A 15334-nucleotide genomic window follows, 5' to 3' on the forward strand; every position below is an offset into this window, starting at 1 on the left:
ATACCAAGGCCGTTGCGCTCCATCGGCGAGCGACCTGCCAGCTTCACGCCGCCTGCGCAAATCGCCTCTCGCCGTCCCCGATCAGATCCCCGTCGAGCTCGAAACCGAGGCCCGGCCCTTGGAGGGCCTCGATCCGGCCCTGCTTCGGGTCGAGATCAGGCGAGGCCACGATATCCTTTTGCACCAGCTGCCACATGATCTGATTGCCATCATCGAGATTGGGGATGGCAAGTGCGATGTGGTGCTCGGCACAGGTGGTGATGCCGGTAGTGAACGAACTATGGATGCAGATCTTCAGCCCCGCCGCCTCGGCGACAGCCGCCGCCTTCAGCATGGGCTGGATGCCGCCGATTTCGCGCGGCCCGATGCAGATCATGTCGGCAGCGCGCTGGCGGCAGATCTCGTGGACGTCGTAGAGCGTGAAGGCCGCCTGGTCGGCGACGATCGGGATGCCGACGGATTCCCGCACCTGCGCCATGGCCGGGATGCTCCAGCTCACCGTCGGCTGCTCGATGAACTCGATCTCGAATTTCTCCAGCTTGCGGCACATGTTGATCGCCTCGTGCACGCCCCAGCCTTCATTGGCATCGAGCCGCAGGCGCGCATCGCCGATTTCGCGGCGCACCGCCGCGGTGATTTCGAGGTCGAGCTTCTCGCCCCGGCCAACCTTCAGGTAAAAGACGCGCTCCCCACGCGCCCGGCCCTCAGCAGCGTCACGTGCCAGTTCTTCGGCGGTCTCCCCCTGCAGGAAGTAGAAATAGCCGACGGCCGGGCGATGGGCCCCGCCAAGGAGACGATGGACCGGCAGGCCGGCAAGCTTGCCCTGCAGGTCCCACATCGCCATGTCTACGCCCGAGAACATCTGGTTGGCCGCACGCATGATATTGGCGCCATGGCCGAGATATTCCTGGTGGAAGATGCGTGCGATCAGCGGCGCGACGTCATAGGGGGACTGGCCGACCAGATGGCCCGTCAGGCGCCTGAGGATCGCCGCCGTCCCGGCCTGGTCCGGTGCCACGGTGCATTCGCCGATGCCGACCATGCCATTGTCGGCCTCGATCTCGATCAGATTGACGGCGAAATTCTCCCTGATGCCATAGGACCAGTGGTAGGGCTGCTTGAGAGGCAGCACCAGCGGCCTGACGCGCACCTGCGAGATCTTGACCATATTGCTCGTTCCTTCCTGATATCGATGCGGGTGGCGCTGCCGGCGCCTTGCCTAGGCCCGTTTCCCGGCCGCCAGTGTCGTGAGGGCCTGGGTGATGCGTTCCATCGCCGCCCTGGCCCGCGATGACATCCCGCGGGCCCTCAGAAAACTGTGCGGCAGGCCCTCCTCCTCGTGCCAGGAAGCAGGCACGCCCTCGACGCGCAGCCGGCCGCAATAGACCTCGCCATCGGAAGAAAGCGGGTCGCATTGAGCCGTGACGACGACGGTCGGCGGCAGATGACGGAAGCTCGAGCTCGCGAGTGGCGTGAAGCGCGGATCCTTGCTGCAATCAATGCCGCCGCTGCGCACGTCGCGATAATAGAGGACGTCGCGGGTCGTCAGCAGGGGCGCTTCGGCATGGGTCAGATAGGAACCTTTGTCGATATCGGCTCCCAAGAGGGGATAGATCAGCGCCTGCCCGATCGGTCCCCGCCCCTCTCTGCCCACATGATCTGCCAGGCAGGCGGCGAGATTGCCGCCGGCTGAATCGCCCGCCAGCACCACCGGACGTTCGAGGCCGGCCGTTACCCAGTCATAGGCGGCGATGGCATCTTCCAGCGCTGCCGTTCCCCCATGTTCGGGCGCCAGGCGATAGTCGACCGAGACGACCGCCAGTCCTGTTGCCGCGCAGAACTCTGCACAGACGTCGTCATGGCTGTCGAGGCCGCCCAGCACGAAGCCGCCGCCGTGGAAATAGAGGATCGTCGCGCGATCATTGCCACGTTCTGTCGAATAGATCCGGATCGGGATGACATGGCTCGGTGTCTCCACAGCCGTGGTCTCGACGGCTATGCCGGGGGGACGACCGGCATGAAAGGCCCGGGCCATCCGATCATAGACCTCCCGGTTGCGTTCGATCGGCCAGTCGACCGCCTCAGGCGGATAGAAGGCATTCGTCCGGTTGATGAAGCCCCAGGTTTCGGCGTCTATCAGTCGAGTGTAGTCCGGCGTCATTATCGGGTACCGCAGGCAGGCATGAGGTGAGGTCTCGTCGGCAGTTCGCTCGTCATTGCAAGCGCAGCGAAGCAATCCAGAGGTTACCAACACTGCGTCCGAAGCCCTGGATTAGTTCGCTGCGCTCGCAATGACGGTAATTCATCGTGCAAGTCCAGGTGCCCACCAAAATCAAAGCAATCCTGTCTGTTTGAGATAGGCCTTGGCGACATCCTCGATCGCTTTCTTGTGGACGTCGACCTCGCCGTTCAGCGTCTGCATGGTGGCATCGTCCAGCTTGGCCGACAGCGCTTCGAGCGTGGCTTTCAGGTCCGGATGGGCATCGAGCGTGGCCTGGCGGACGACCGGGACGAGTGCGTAGTTCGGGAAGAAGCCCTTGTCGTCCTTGAGCAGGGTCAGCTTCATGGCAGCGATGCGCCCATCGGTGGCGCCCACCGTGGCCACGTCGATGTCGCCGCTGGCGAGGGCATTATAGACGAGCCCGATCTCCATCGGCCGCAGATTGGAACGGCCGGCCTTGAAGCCGTATTTCTTCTCCAGGCCGATCAGGCCGTCCTCGCGCTTGGGAAACTCGGCCGTGGCCCCGAGCAGGACCGGCTTGCCGTCCTTGTAGGCGGCAGCGAGGTCGGAAAAGGTCTTGAGACCGTCCGTCTTGGCGTTGCCCGGCCGGATCGCCAATGCATAGGTGTTGTTGGCCTTGGAGGGGGCGAGCCAGACCAGCCCCTTGGCGCCATCCAGTTCCTTGACCTTGGCATAAGTCTGCTCGGGCGAGAGCGGCTCCGTCACCTTGTTGAAGGTCACCAGCGAGGTGCCCGTATATTCCCAGTAGAGGTCGACCTGTCCGTTCTCCAGGGCGGCACGCACGATATTGGTGCCCATGCCGTCCTTCTTGTTGATCGTATAGCCCTTGCTCTCCAGGAGCTGCTTGGTCATCTCGGCCAGCAGGAACTGTTCGGTGAAGTCCTTGCCGCCGACCGTGAGCGTGGCTGCAAAGGCCGTCGTCGACACCACGAAGGAGGCTGCGACGCACAAGGCGGCGATCGCGCGCTTCGGCAGAATGCTGATCATGGTCTGTCCTCCTGCCGGCCGCCCTCGGACGGCACTGGCGCGAAAATTTGGGAAGAATGGGGCCAGCCCTGTCAGGGCCGGCCCATCGGGCTCACTTCAGGCCGTTCTGCTTGAGGAAATCGGCCGCGACGACTTCGACCGTCTTCTTGTCGACGTCGACCTCGCCGTTCAGCTTCTGCATAGTGGCGTCGTCGAGCTTGGCCGAGAGCGCCTCGAGGGTCGGCTTCAGGTCGGGATGGGCGTCGAGCACGGTCTTGCGCACCACAGGCGTGAGGGCATAGTTGGGAAAGAAACCCTTGTCGTCGGCGAGCACGCGCAGCCCCAGCGCCGCGATCTGGCCGTCGGTCGCCTGGGCAGAGATGACGTCGAGATCCTTGTTGGCCAAAGCCCTGTAGGCAAGGCCAAGGTCCATCGGCTTGACGTTGGCCCGGCCGGCCTCGAAATCATAGGTCTTCTGGAGGCCGAGCAATCCGTCCTGGCGCTTGGGAAATTCGGCCGTGGTGCCCATCATCAGCGCCGTTCCGGCCTTGTAGGCAGCGGCCATGTCGGAGACTGTCTTCAGCCCGTCGGTCTTCGGGTTGTCCTTGCGCACCACCATGGCATAGGTGTTGTTGGCCTTGGAAGGCGCCAGCCAGACCAGCCCCTTCTCGCCATCGAGCTGCTTGACCCGATCATAGGTCGCCTGCGGCGAGAGCTTGTCGGTCACCTTGTTGAAGGTGACGAGGGAGGTGCCGGTATATTCCCAGTAAAGATCGACCTCGCCGTTCTCCAGGGCAGCGCGGACGATCTTGGTGCCCATGCCGTTCTTCTTGTCGATCGTATAGCCCTTGGCGGTCAGAAGCTGCGTCGTCATCTCGGCGATGATCTGCTGCTCGGTGAAATCCTTGCCGCCGACCGTCAGATTGGCCGCCAGGGCCACGCCCCCGGCAGCCACCAGCACGACGGCTGAAAACACGCCCGAACACACGCTCCTGCCCAGTTTCTTCAGCATTGTCATCGTCTTTTCCCTCTGTTGCTTGTTGCCGCTGTTCAGCGCAGCGGATTGATGCCTCGCGGGACGAGGTAATATTGCAGCCGGCCGACCAAGAAATCGGTGAGCACGGCCAGGATCGCGGTGGGAATGGCGCCGGCGAGCATCATCGGCAGCTCGTCGAGGGCGATGCCGGTGAAGATCAGTTCGCCCAGGCTCCCCGCCCCGATCAGGAAGGCGAGCGGGGCCGAGCCCACGCAGATCGCCAGCGCGGTGCGGATGCCACCGAAGATGACGAACAATGCATTGGGCAATTCCACCCGCCACAGGGTCTGCAGCGGCGTCATGCCCATGCCGCGCGCGGCCTCCAGGAGATGGGGCGGGACTGCCCTGAGCCCCGCATAGGTGTTGCGTACGATCGGCAGCAAGGTCGCTGCCCACAGCCCGAACACGGATGGCAGGGTGCCGATGCCGAGCCAGGTCATCGACAAGGCGAGGATGGCGAGCGTCGGGATGGTGCTGCCCAGATTGAAGACCTGCATCACGAATTCGGAAAAGCGCCGAAGGGCCGGCCGCGACAGCAGGATGCCCACGGGAACGGCGGTGAGGATGGCAAGCCCACCCGCCCAGGCCACCAGCTCGATATGCTGCACGCTCAGATAGGTGATGTCGTCCCAATAGGCGAGGATCTCGCCCGCCATACCGCTGAGCCACAGCCACACGCAGATGGCGAGCAGCACCGCCCACATCGCGAGCGGTACCAAGAGGTGTGAACGCCCTCTGCCCGGACTGGTCGCGATGGCTGCCGCAGGCCCGCTCATCCCGCTTCTCCGGCATGGCTGAGGCTGGCGACGATCGAGCGATAAGTCAGGACGCCCCTGAGCTGCCCGGCCTCGTCAACGCAGGGCAGCACCGGCATGTCCTGGGCGAACATCGAGGCCACCGCATTGCGCAGGTCCGAATGGAGCGCGGCCGTGGTCTCGACCGGGCGCGCATGGTCACCGACAGTCCCGGTCGCAGTCCTGGCGCGGTCGAGCGCGAGCAGGCCTTCGGGTTTGCCGTCCGCCGCAACCACGATGATGGCGTGCTGGCCCGAAGCCTGCATCTTATCGAGCGCGAGCGCGATCGGATCCTCGGGCCGCACCGCATCGAACTCCGCGGCCATCGCCTCTCCCGCCGTGACGAGCCGCAGGCGCTTGAGGGCCCGGTCGGAACCGAGGAAATTCTCGATGAAGGCATTGGCCGGCCTGGCCAGCAATGCGTCGGGGCTGGCATATTGCTCCAGGCGCCCGCTGCGGAAGATGGCGATCTTGTCGGCCATCTTCACCGCCTCGTCGAGATCGTGCGAGACGAAGATGATGGTCTTGCGGATCGCCTGCTGCATCTTCAGGAACTCGTCCTGGATCACCTCGCGATTGATCGGGTCGATCGCGCCGAAGGGCTCGTCCATCAACATCACCGGCGGATCGGCGGCGAGCGCGCGCAGCACGCCGACGCGCTGCTGCTGGCCGCCGGACAGTTCACGCGGATAGCGGCTGAGGAAGAGGTCGGGCTGCATGCCCACCAGTTCGAGCAGTTCGCCCGCCCGGGCACGCGATTTCCTGCGGTCCCAGCCGAGGAGATCGGGCACCACGCAGATGTTCTCGCAGATGGTCTTGTTGGGGAACAGGCCGATCTGCTGGATGACGTAGCCGATCGAGCGGCGGAGCTGGATCGGGTCGGTGGCGCTGGTATCCTTGCCGTCGATATAGACCTTGCCGCCGGTGGGCTGGATCAGGCGGTTGATCATCTTCATGGTCGTCGTCTTGCCGCAGCCCGACGGTCCCAGCAGCACGCAGATCTCCCCCGCCGGCAGGTCCAGATTGATGTCGTCGACGGCGACGAAAGGCTTGCCCGCGGTTTCGAAGGTCTTTGTCAGATGTTCGAGACGGATCATCGGCTCGCTCCGCCCTTGATGCCCTTGGAAGTCAGCAGCCACTGCACCAGAGCAAGGAGCAGGTCTGCGGCGATCGCCAGGAGGGACACGGCCAAGGCTCCTGTGATCAGTTGCCGGGGATCGGATTGACTGATGCCGCGCGAGATGAAGGTGCCGAGCCCGCCCGCGCCGATATAGGCGGCAATGGCGGTCACCCCGATATTCATCACCACGGCGGTACGCACCCCTGCCATGATCACCGGCACGGCCAGGGGAATCTCGACCTGGCGCAGCCTCTGAACCGTACTCATGCCCATGCCTGTCGCCGCCTCGCGCAAGGCCGGATCGACATTGGCGATGGCGGTATAGGTGTTGCGGATGATCGGAAGCTGCGAATAGAGGATCACCGCAATCACCGCCGGCACATAGCCGATGCCGTGGCCGAGGGGCGAAAGCAGCGGGATCATCAGCCCGAACAGCGCAATGGACGGTACGGTGATCATGATCGAGGCGAGGTAGAGCACGGCGTCGGCGGCGGTTTTGGACTGGGTGATCGCAATGCCGATCGGCACCGCCGTGGCGATGGCGATGCCAACCGCCACGAAGACGATGGAAATGTGCTCGAGTGCCCTGGCACCGATCACATGGAGATTGTCGGAGATGAAAGTCAGGATTTCCATCATGCCGTTGTGCCGCAATCCTCGTTTTGTTGCCGCCGTTCGTAGCTGCAAATCACTCCTCAAAGTTCCGCGTAGAGACCGGAGGCGTTCTCGTAGGTAAAGCGCAGGGGTACCGAGCCCTTGACCTGCCAGGCCTCGACTGGCTCGCCCGCCATCAGATGGCAAGCTTCGTCGGTCGACACCACCGCGCCGCCATAGAGCCGGTTTGCCAGGTTGAGGATGGCTGTCTGGTGCATGGCCGTGCTGGCCGTGCCGCAGGCATCCTTGACCAGGAGCACGTGGAAGCCGAGGGCCACCGCATCCTTGACCGTCGCATCGACGCAGGCCTCGGTCCACACCCCCGCGATGGCCAGCCATTCGATGCCCTTACGCCGCAATTCTTCCGCCGGCGAGGCAGCGCCGAACAGGCTCGGCTCCGATTTGAAGATGACCGCTTCCCCTGGCGCCGGCGCCACTTCGGTGCAGATGGCGATGCGCGGATCGTCCTTGTCGCTGAAGGCCGAGCGCCCGTCGGGCTGCAATGGATGGAACGGGCGGCCAGGTGCAGCCGGATCCACGACATAGGCGGCGTGATAGAGCGGCACGCCATACCGGCGAGCCGCATCCTGCAGGCGGCGCGCCTGCGCCAGGACGCCGGCATAGCCTTCGACCAGATAGCGCGGGTCGGCCCGATGCTCCTCCTGGAGATCGATGAAGATGGCGGCCATCCGGTTGCGGTCGATATGCAGCGTCCGTTTCACTTAGATCTGCCCTTCCAGGAATTCGTCTTCATAGGGAAAGCGTGACAGGAGTTCCGTCCCGGTTTCGGTGATCAGGACTTCGTCCTCGAGCTTGACGCCCTCGCGCCCGCCCTTCTCGCCGATATAGCTTTCCACCGAGACGACCATGCCGGGCACAAGGTGCCCGTCGCGGCCATAGGTCTCGTAGTCCATCGAATGGGCGATGAAGGGCGTTTCCCCATGCATGCCGACGCCATGCATCACCGAGGTGTAGCGCTGGTCGACGAAGCGCTCCGGGATCTTCCAGGCCTTCTCGGCGATCTCGCGGAAGGCCATGCCCGGCTTCACGATGCCGATATTGTGCTGCACCTGGTCGTAGGACATGCGGTACAGCATCTTCTGATAGGTCGTCGGTTTGCCCGGACCGCAGCGGAAGGTGCGGGAGAAATCAGAGTAATAGCCGTAGCAGCCGATGGTGTCGGTATCGAGGGCCACCAGTTCACCCGGGCGGATCTTGCGTCCGCTCGCCTCGTTGAACCAGGGATTGGTGCGCTGACCCGAACTCAGCAGACGCGTTTCGATGAATTCGCCGCCCTGCCGGATCACCTCGTGATACATGATGGCGAAGAGGTCGTTTTCCGAAACGCCGGGCTTGATCGCCTCCCGCACCGCGGCGACGGCGGCTTCGGCGCCGGCCATCGAAACCTGAAGGCATTTGACCTCCTCCGGTGTCTTGACGGCACGCACCGCCAGGATCTCGCCCTGGCAATCCCTGACGTCGCAGCCGCGCTTTTGCAGCGCCAGCGCCTGCAGATGGCTGCAGCGATCGAGGCCGAGCTTCATCGACCCGCCGCCATGAGTCTTGAGGAATTCGGTGATCTCGTCGGCGAAGGGGCCGGCCGTCTCGTCGTCCCGGCCCGACACCGACGACCAGACGAGCTTGGAAGGCCGTGCCTCGTCGACCGTGTCGAGCACCATCGAGACATGGTAGCTCTGCGGATATTCGAACAGGACGATCGGTCCCTCGGTGGGGATGAAGAAATAGCGCGTGGAATTGCGCAGGAAATAGCCGAACATGTTGCGCGAGCCGGTGGCGTAGCGCTGGTTGTAGGGGTCGAACAGCACGACCGCGCCATACCCCGCCTCGGCCATCCATCGGCGCAGCCGGGCAAGGCGCCCCTTGCGCAGGGCATCGGCATCGATGAAGGAAGGCTCGGTGTCGGAAAGCCACATGCCGCCGGCCGGATCCGCGGCCGCCGGATGGCGCATGCGATCCTTGAAGTCGACATCTTCGACGCGATCCGGATCAAAAACCACAATGCTCATGAACGTTCTCCTGTCCATGAACAGTGACCAACCCGCGCGCGCATTGTTTGCGCGCTTTCCGCGAAAACTATGCGCAATTCCGCTGGACGGTCTTTTGTGACCCTTCTCGTCATATCCGGGGCGCCTCCCCGGAGATCGACTTGCGCTGGCGCACGCCCCGGGGCGCATAGCCGAAGCTGTCGCGGAAGGCCCGGGAAAAATTGGCCGCGTTGTTGAAGCCGCAGGCCAGCGCCACCTCGCCGACCCGCAGGCTCGAATGGGTGAGCAGGTCGGCCGCCCGCCTCAGCCGCAGGCTGCGGTAGTAATGGTTCGGCGTGACGCCGAGCTCGGTGCGAAAGGAGCGCTCGAGCTTGTCGGCCGATACGCCGAGGCGCCGCGCCAGCGCATCCATCCGCAGGAGGTCCTCGACGCAATCCTCCATGATCGCCACCGCGGCCAGCACGAGCTCGTCGCCTATCCCAGTCCTGAGGCGCAGGGGCATCAGCCGCCGGTCCACGCTCGACCGCAGCGGGCTGTGCACGAACCATTCGGCAACGCCGGAAGACAGCTCGCTGCCATGGTCGCGGCCGATCATGTCCAGCATCATGTCGAGGCTGCCCACCCCGCCCGCCGCCGTGAAGCGCCGCCGGTCGATGACATAGAGGTCTCGCTGCATGTCGAGGCCCGGAAAAGCCTCATGAAAAGCCGGCTGGCTGGTCCAATGCAGGGTGCAGGCATGGCCGTCGAGCAGCCCGGCACGGGCCAGCAGGAAAGCCGCGTCGGCGACCGATCCGAGATCGGCGCCGGCCCGGAGGTTGCGGCGGATCCAGGCCATGGCATCCTCGGCAACCAGGTGATCGGCATCGCCGCCCGAGCACACCACGATGCGATCGACGGACGGTGCGTTCCGAACGCCGAAATCGGGCTTGATGTCGATGCCATTGGAGGCCCGCACCTTGGCGCCGTCTGGCCCGACCGTGATCCAGGAATAGCAGCGCCTGCCCGACAGCGTGTTGGCGGCGCGCAGCGGCTCGATCACCGAACTGAATGCCATCAGGGGAAAACCCGGGAACATCAGCACGGCAAAGCGGATAGCCTCGCCCGCCTGCCTTTCGCTCGGCCTGGTCTCCATGGCATCGATCCCTTCAGGGTTCCCCGGCGCCGATCTCCGTGCGCCGGCGCGTGATATAGGCCTCGAGCTCCTCGCGAACGGCCTCGTCCAAAGTGGGCTCCTGATATTCCCGCAAGGCGTGCTGCCAGAGGCCCGTCGCCCGGTCGAGTGCGTCATGGGCGCCCGCCTCCTGCCAGCTGCCGTAGTTCTGCCAGTTGGAGAGCATCGGCTGATAGAAGGCGGTTTCGTAGCGCGACATCGTGTGTTCGCTGCCGAAGAAATGCCCGCCGGCCGGCACGGCCTTGATCGCCTCGAAGCCCAGATCGTCCTCCTCGAACGGCATGGGCCGCAGGAACTCCATCATGTTCTGGAGGATCTCGACGTCGAGGACGAGCTTTTCATAGGACGCCGTGAGGCCCCCCTCCAGCCAGCCGGCAGCATGATAGATCAGGTTGGCCCCACCCAGGACGGCGCCCCAGGTCGCCATCTCCGTCTCATAGGCGGCCTGAAGATCAACAGCATTGGAGGCGTTGGCATTGGAAGTGCGGTAGGGCAGGCCATAGCGCCGCGCGAGCTGGCCGGCGATGATGTTGGCCTTGGTGTTCTCGGGCGTGCCGAAGGCCGGCGCACCCGAACGCATGTCGACATTGGAGGTGAAGGCCCCGTACATCACCGGCGTGCCCGGATTGACGAGCTGCGTCAGCACCACGCCGAACAGGGCCTCGGCGTTCTGCTGGCACAGGGCAGCCGCCAGGGTCACCGGCGTCATCGCGCCCATCAGCGTGAAGGGGGTGACCGTTACCGGCTGGCCATGCTCGGCCATGGCCATCAGGCCGTCCGCCATGGCGTCGTCGAAGAGACGCGGCGAGTTGACGGAGATGATGGTGATGACGCCGGGCGAAGCGCGCATCTCCTCCAGCGTGATGCCCCGCGCGATTGCCATCATGGCGATGGCGTCCATGGCCCGGCCACGCCCGATGGCGCTGCAGTGGAAGCTCAGATCGCTGAGAGAGAGGTTGGCCTTGTAGGTGTCGAGATGGCGCGAATTGGCCGGCAGTTCGATCGGCGCGCAGACCTGGTTGCCCAGGATATGGATGGCGTTGAAATAATGCGCCAGGCGGGTGAAGTTCTCATAGTCGGCTAGATTGCCTGCTCGCCTGCCATTGATGCGGTCATGCACGTTGGGCGGCCCGGCTACCAGGCCGAAGACCAGCGCATTGCCGCCGATCTCGAGCTGCTTGTCGGGATTGCGGCCGGTCAGGGTAAAGCGGCGCGGAGCGGTGCGGAGCGCCTCCTTCACCAGCGTCTCGTCGATACGGATGGTCTGGCTTTCGCGATCGACGATCGCGCCGGCCTTTTCGAACAGATCCATCGCTCGTGTGCTCATCACCCGGATGCCGAGCTCGGAGAGGATGCGCATCGAACTGCGATGCAGCACCTCCATGCGCTCTTCATCCAGCATCTGCATGGGTGAATAGGGATTCGACACGCGCTGCCAGGGCAGCTGGGGAATGCCCCCGCCCCGCATGCTTCTCGATCGGCGCCCCCCGCTACGCCTGTCCTGTGTCATACCCGCTACGCCCACCCTGTTTTATTCATCCGACAACTCGGCATGATAGGTGCGGCGGGACGAGCCTTTCACGCGATTAGTTTGGCGGCATTGCCCAAAAAAAATGATGTCATGGCGAAAAACGGCATTGAACCGGCCAAGGCAGTCGGACTAGCTTCCGGCAAACATCAAGAGCTGCCATGAAGCCCCCTCCTCCGCTCAACTACATCCGCTCCTTCGAATGCTCGGCTCGCCATCTGAGCTTTACCGAGGCGGCCAAGGAACTGGGCTATACCCAGGCCGCCATCAGCACCCATGTGCGGGCGCTCGAACATTATATCGGCCGGCAATTGTTCGTGCGCTATCCACGCAGCCTGAAGCTGACGGAGATGGGCGAGGCCTTCCTGCCGACGCTCAGGCAGGCGCTCGACCAGATCGACCACGCCACCGAGGCCATCCTTGCCTCCGTCAGGAACCGGACGGTGGTGATTTCCTGCCCGGCGACGCTGGCCACCAACTGGCTCACCGGCTGCATCGCCGCCTTCCATGCCCGGCATCCCGACATCGAGGTGGTGCTGCATGGCACGATCTGGGAGGACCCCAGCGAGCCGGCCGCCGATCTCACCATCGCCGCCAGGCGTTTCGACAACAAGCCGCCGGCCGCGATGGCTCTGTGGGACGAGAGTCTCGCTCTGCTCTGCGCCCCGCAATTCCTGTCAGGGCCGAATGCGATCCGCTCCCCCGCCGATATCCTCCGGCAAGGCTGGATCTTCGTGCACAGCCGGCAGGAATATTGGCAATGCATGGGCGCGGCCCTCGGCATCGAGACGTCCGAGCATGAGAAATATCTCAGCACCAACTCCTCCAATATCGCCCTGGAACTGGCGACGGCCGGCGCGGGCTGCGTCGCCGTGCAGCTTTCGCTGGCCCGGCCCTTTCTGAAGAGAGGGCTCCTGGCCGAACCCTTCGCCGTGCGCCCGCCCAGCCCCTGGGGCTATTATCTTTCCGACAATGCCTCATCCAAGGGCAGCGTGGTGAAGATCGTGAAGGAATGGATCCTGGCCCGCGCCAGGGCCGACATGGCCTGAGATGATCCAGCGATAGACTTCCCCGAGCTGATCCTAGGTCTGACAGGTTCGGCAACAAGCGAAGATCGCGAGGCCAATGACCTCGTTTTATTTGGTCATTCTTCGCCGAACCCGGTGTTTTTGCCCGGAAGGCCGCCTACCGGCCCTGCCCACCGCTGCCTAGACTTGGGCGGTCAGGCGATCACCCTGCCACGGACCTTCCAAGGGCAGCCGATCATCGCCGGATGAGTGTTCATCGGGAAGTTCGTTCCATGCGTAGCCATGCCCAGGCCGTCGTCATCGGCGGCGGTTTGATCGGTTGTTCGATCCTTTATCACCTCGCCAAGCTCGGCTGGACCGACATCGTCCTGCTGGAGCGGGACGAACTGACCTCGGGATCGACCTGGCATGCGGCCGCCAACATTCACGGCCTGCACGATTCCACCAATATCAGCCGGCTGCAGCACTATACCATGGCGCTCTACAAGGAGCTCGAGGCCGAGACCGGCCAGGGCTGCGGCATCTTCCAGCCCGGTTCGCTCTATCTGGCCCAGACCGTCGAGCGCGAGCACCAGCTGCGGCTGCAGGAGGCCAAGGCGCGCCGCTATGGCATGAACTTCTATGAAGTCTCGCGCAACGAAGCCGAAAAACTGCATCCGCTCGTGGATTTCTCGGGCATACGCTGCATCATGTTCGAGCCCGAAGGCGGCAATGTCGACCCATCCGGGGTGACGGCCGCCTATGCCGCCGGGGCTCGCCAGCGCGGCGCCGAAATCCACCGCTTCACGCCGGTGACGGGCACCGAGGCCCAGCCCGATGGCAGCTGGATCGTGCGCACGCCGAAGGGCGATATCCGCACCCAATGGGTCGTCAACGCCGCCGGCCTGTGGGCCCGCGAGGTGGCCGCCATGGCAGGGCTGAGCCTGCCGCTGATGCCGACCGAGCACCAGTATTTCGTCACCCAGACCATCCCCGAGATCGCCACGCTCGATCGGCGCCTGCCCTCGGTCGCCGATCGAGACGGCGAATATTATCTGCGCCAGGAAGGCTTGGGCTTGCTGGTCGGCGCTTATGAGCGCGACATGCGGTTCTGGGCCGAGGATGAGACACCCGCCAATTTCGGCCATGAGCTGTTTCCCGACGACCTCAGCCGCATCGAGGACAATATGATGCGGGCGATCGAACGCGTGCCGGTGCTAGGCTCGACCGGCATCCGGCGCGTGATCAACGGCCCGATGATCTGGTCGCCCGACAGCGCCGTGCTGTTCGGCCCCGTGCCGGAAATGAAGAACTATTTCTGCTGCAACGGCATCATCCCGGGCTTCTCCCAGTCGGGCGGCATGGGCAAGCTCGCGGCCGAATGGATGATCGAAGGCGAGCCTTCCCTCGACATGTTCGCCTGGGACCTCGCCCGCTTCGGCGCCTGGGCCGACAAGGCCTTCACCAAGGCCCGGGTTCGCGACCAATACGGCCATCGCTTCAAGATCCACTTTCCCAATGAGGAGCGCAGCGCCGGCCGGCCGGTGCGCACGCGCCCCGCCTATGCGATGCAGCAGGGCATGGGCGCGGTTTTCGGCCTGAATTTCGGCTGGGAGCATCCGCTCTGGTTCGCCGCCGAGGGCGAGCCCCGGGAGGAGACCGCCGGTTTCACGCGCCAGAACTGGTGGGAGCCGGTGGGACGGGAAGCGCGCATGCTGCGCGAGCATGCGGGCATCATCGACATCTCCAATTTCGCCAAATACGAAGTCACCGGTCCGGGTGCTCAGACGTGGCTCGACGCTTTGTTCGCCAATCGCATGCCGGACCGGACCGGCCAGATCCGTCTCACCCCCCTGATCGGCCGGCGAGGCGGCGTTGCCGGCGACTTCACGGTCGCCAAGCTCGCCGATGATTCCTACATGGTCTTCGGTTCCGGCATGGCGGAACGCTATCACCAGCGCTTCTTCAATGCGGTGCTGCTGCCGGAGGGAACGCTGTTCCGCTCGATGACGCAGGCCCTGTGCGGGTTCAGCGTCGCCGGCCCCAAGGCGCGGGCACTCCTGCAGGGCCTGACCTTCGAAGACCTTTCCAACGGCTCCTTCCCCTTCATGCAGGCACGCCATCTCAATCTAGCCGGCATCGAGGTGGTGGCCCTGCGGGTTTCCTTCACGGGTGACCTCGGCTGGGAGCTTCACTGCCGGACCGGTGACCAGGAAGCGCTCTATCGCGCTTTGCTCGCGGCCGGAAAGGAACTCGGTGCCGGCCCTGTCGGTGCGAGGGCGATGACGTCTCTGCGTATCGAGAAGGGCTATGGCAGCTGGGGCCGGGAATACTCACCCGAATATTGGCCCCAGGAATCCGGTCTCGCCCGCCTGATCAAGCTGGACAAGGGCGAGTTCCTCAATCGCGATGCCTATGCGGCCATCGCCGGCAACCCGGCGCGCGATCGGCTCGTCACGCTGGCCATCGAGACCGAGGATGCCGACGCCACCGGCGGCGAGCCCGTCTTTCTGCCGGACGGCACCCCGCTCGGACAGGTTTCCTCCGGCAGCTATGGCTATTGGGTCGGCCAGTCATTGGCCCTTGCCTATGTCAAGGCCGATCTGGCCCAGCCCGGCGATGTCGTGACGGTGGTCATATTGGGCACCTCGCGCAAGGCGCGCATCCTCGCCGAGCCTGCCTTCGACCCAGGGGGCGAGCGCTTGAGAAGCTGAAGCCCCGTCCGGCATGGAGCGCGCCTTCTGCCGGCGCCATGCTATTTCTTGGCGTGCAGGAGGGCGACGGCGGCTTCGGCCGTGAGCAGGCGGAAG

General features: G+C 64.5%; 13 protein-coding genes. 2 read left to right on the plus strand and 11 right to left on the minus strand.

Translation table 11 applies throughout. From position 1 onward, the window contains the following. Positions 1 to 43 precede the first annotated feature (43 nt). From QM672_RS26475 to QM672_RS26525, 11 genes are all read right to left on the minus strand, one after another. Positions 44 to 1168: a mandelate racemase/muconate lactonizing enzyme family protein gene (locus QM672_RS26475; protein ID WP_415086204.1), complete on the minus strand. Its 1125-nt coding sequence runs from the start codon at positions 1166 to 1168 to the stop codon at positions 44 to 46. Positions 1169 to 1219: 51 nt separating this feature from the next. Further along, a complete protein-coding gene (locus QM672_RS26480; protein ID WP_415086206.1) occupies positions 1220 to 2161 on the minus strand; it encodes an alpha/beta hydrolase in 942 nt (313 codons plus the stop codon). A 171-nt stretch (positions 2162 to 2332) separates the two neighbouring features. After that, on the minus strand, positions 2333 to 3229 hold the full coding sequence (locus tag QM672_RS26485) for a glycine betaine ABC transporter substrate-binding protein (RefSeq protein WP_311944482.1): 897 nt from the start codon (positions 3227 to 3229) through the stop codon (positions 2333 to 2335). Positions 3230 to 3320: 91 nt separating this feature from the next. Further along, positions 3321 to 4226 carry a glycine betaine ABC transporter substrate-binding protein gene (locus tag QM672_RS26490; RefSeq protein ID WP_311944481.1) on the minus strand — a complete coding sequence of 302 codons (906 nt, stop codon included), beginning with the start codon at positions 4224 to 4226 and terminating at the stop codon, positions 3321 to 3323. 32 nt (positions 4227 to 4258) lie between these two features. Beyond that, complete coding sequence (locus QM672_RS26495; RefSeq protein WP_311944480.1) at positions 4259 to 5020, minus strand: ABC transporter permease; 762 nt, start codon at positions 5018 to 5020, stop codon at positions 4259 to 4261. After that, positions 5017 to 6135, minus strand: a complete 1119-nt coding sequence (locus QM672_RS26500) for an ABC transporter ATP-binding protein (protein ID WP_415086209.1) — start codon at positions 6133 to 6135, stop codon at positions 5017 to 5019. Before QM672_RS26500 ends, QM672_RS26495 begins: the two co-directional genes overlap by 4 nt. Next, the gene (locus QM672_RS26505) at positions 6132 to 6794 is read right to left on the minus strand and encodes an ABC transporter permease (RefSeq protein WP_311944565.1); all 663 of its coding nucleotides are present in this window, start codon (positions 6792 to 6794) and stop codon (positions 6132 to 6134) included. Before QM672_RS26505 ends, QM672_RS26500 begins: the two co-directional genes overlap by 4 nt. A gap of 59 nt (positions 6795 to 6853) precedes the next feature. Continuing rightward, on the minus strand, positions 6854 to 7534 hold the full coding sequence (locus tag QM672_RS26510; protein ID WP_415086211.1) for an isochorismatase family protein: 681 nt from the start codon (positions 7532 to 7534) through the stop codon (positions 6854 to 6856). Further along, positions 7535 to 8839 carry a M24 family metallopeptidase gene (locus QM672_RS26515; RefSeq protein WP_415086213.1) on the minus strand — a complete coding sequence of 435 codons (1305 nt, stop codon included), beginning with the start codon at positions 8837 to 8839 and terminating at the stop codon, positions 7535 to 7537. Positions 8840 to 8948: 109 nt separating this feature from the next. Beyond that, complete coding sequence (locus QM672_RS26520; protein WP_415086215.1) at positions 8949 to 9950, minus strand: GlxA family transcriptional regulator; 1002 nt, start codon at positions 9948 to 9950, stop codon at positions 8949 to 8951. A 13-nt stretch (positions 9951 to 9963) separates the two neighbouring features. Beyond that, positions 9964 to 11499, minus strand: a complete 1536-nt coding sequence (locus QM672_RS26525; RefSeq protein WP_415086217.1) for a trimethylamine methyltransferase family protein — start codon at positions 11497 to 11499, stop codon at positions 9964 to 9966. Positions 11500 to 11678: 179 nt separating this feature from the next. Here QM672_RS26525 and QM672_RS26530 point away from each other — a divergent pair, with 179 nt between their 5' ends. Both QM672_RS26530 and QM672_RS26535 read left to right on the plus strand, forming a co-directional pair. Continuing rightward, positions 11679 to 12566, plus strand: a complete 888-nt coding sequence (locus tag QM672_RS26530; RefSeq protein WP_311944474.1) for a LysR substrate-binding domain-containing protein — start codon at positions 11679 to 11681, stop codon at positions 12564 to 12566. Positions 12567 to 12817: 251 nt separating this feature from the next. Further along, positions 12818 to 15238, plus strand: a complete 2421-nt coding sequence (locus QM672_RS26535) for a GcvT family protein (protein ID WP_415086220.1) — start codon at positions 12818 to 12820, stop codon at positions 15236 to 15238. The last annotated feature ends 96 nt before the right edge of the window (positions 15239 to 15334 follow it).

The organism is Labrys sp. (in: a-proteobacteria), from assembly GCF_047605565.1.
GTDB lineage: Bacteria > Pseudomonadota > Alphaproteobacteria > Rhizobiales > Labraceae > Labrys > Labrys neptuniae.

What these genes read in the sequence shown, in the direction of transcription:
- QM672_RS26500 (WP_415086209.1), bottom strand. Translation starts at nt 6,135, where the DNA reads ATGATCCGTCTCGAACATCTGACAAAGACCTTCGAAACCGCGGGCAAG.
- QM672_RS26475 (WP_415086204.1), bottom strand. Translation starts at nt 1,168, where the DNA reads ATGGTCAAGATCTCGCAGGTGCGCGTCAGGCCGCTGGTGCTGCCTCTC.
- QM672_RS26485 (WP_311944482.1), bottom strand. Translation starts at nt 3,229, where the DNA reads ATGATCAGCATTCTGCCGAAGCGCGCGATCGCCGCCTTGTGCGTCGCA.
- QM672_RS26520 (WP_415086215.1), bottom strand. Translation starts at nt 9,950, where the DNA reads ATGGAGACCAGGCCGAGCGAAAGGCAGGCGGGCGAGGCTATCCGCTTT.
- QM672_RS26515 (WP_415086213.1), bottom strand. Translation starts at nt 8,839, where the DNA reads ATGAGCATTGTGGTTTTTGATCCGGATCGCGTCGAAGATGTCGACTTC.
- QM672_RS26535 (WP_415086220.1), top strand. Translation starts at nt 12,818, where the DNA reads ATGCGTAGCCATGCCCAGGCCGTCGTCATCGGCGGCGGTTTGATCGGT.
- QM672_RS26495 (WP_311944480.1), bottom strand. Translation starts at nt 5,020, where the DNA reads ATGAGCGGGCCTGCGGCAGCCATCGCGACCAGTCCGGGCAGAGGGCGT.
- QM672_RS26505 (WP_311944565.1), bottom strand. Translation starts at nt 6,794, where the DNA reads ATGGAAATCCTGACTTTCATCTCCGACAATCTCCATGTGATCGGTGCC.
- QM672_RS26480 (WP_415086206.1), bottom strand. Translation starts at nt 2,161, where the DNA reads ATGACGCCGGACTACACTCGACTGATAGACGCCGAAACCTGGGGCTTC.
- QM672_RS26530 (WP_311944474.1), top strand. Translation starts at nt 11,679, where the DNA reads ATGAAGCCCCCTCCTCCGCTCAACTACATCCGCTCCTTCGAATGCTCG.
- QM672_RS26490 (WP_311944481.1), bottom strand. Translation starts at nt 4,226, where the DNA reads ATGACAATGCTGAAGAAACTGGGCAGGAGCGTGTGTTCGGGCGTGTTT.
- QM672_RS26525 (WP_415086217.1), bottom strand. Translation starts at nt 11,499, where the DNA reads ATGACACAGGACAGGCGTAGCGGGGGGCGCCGATCGAGAAGCATGCGG.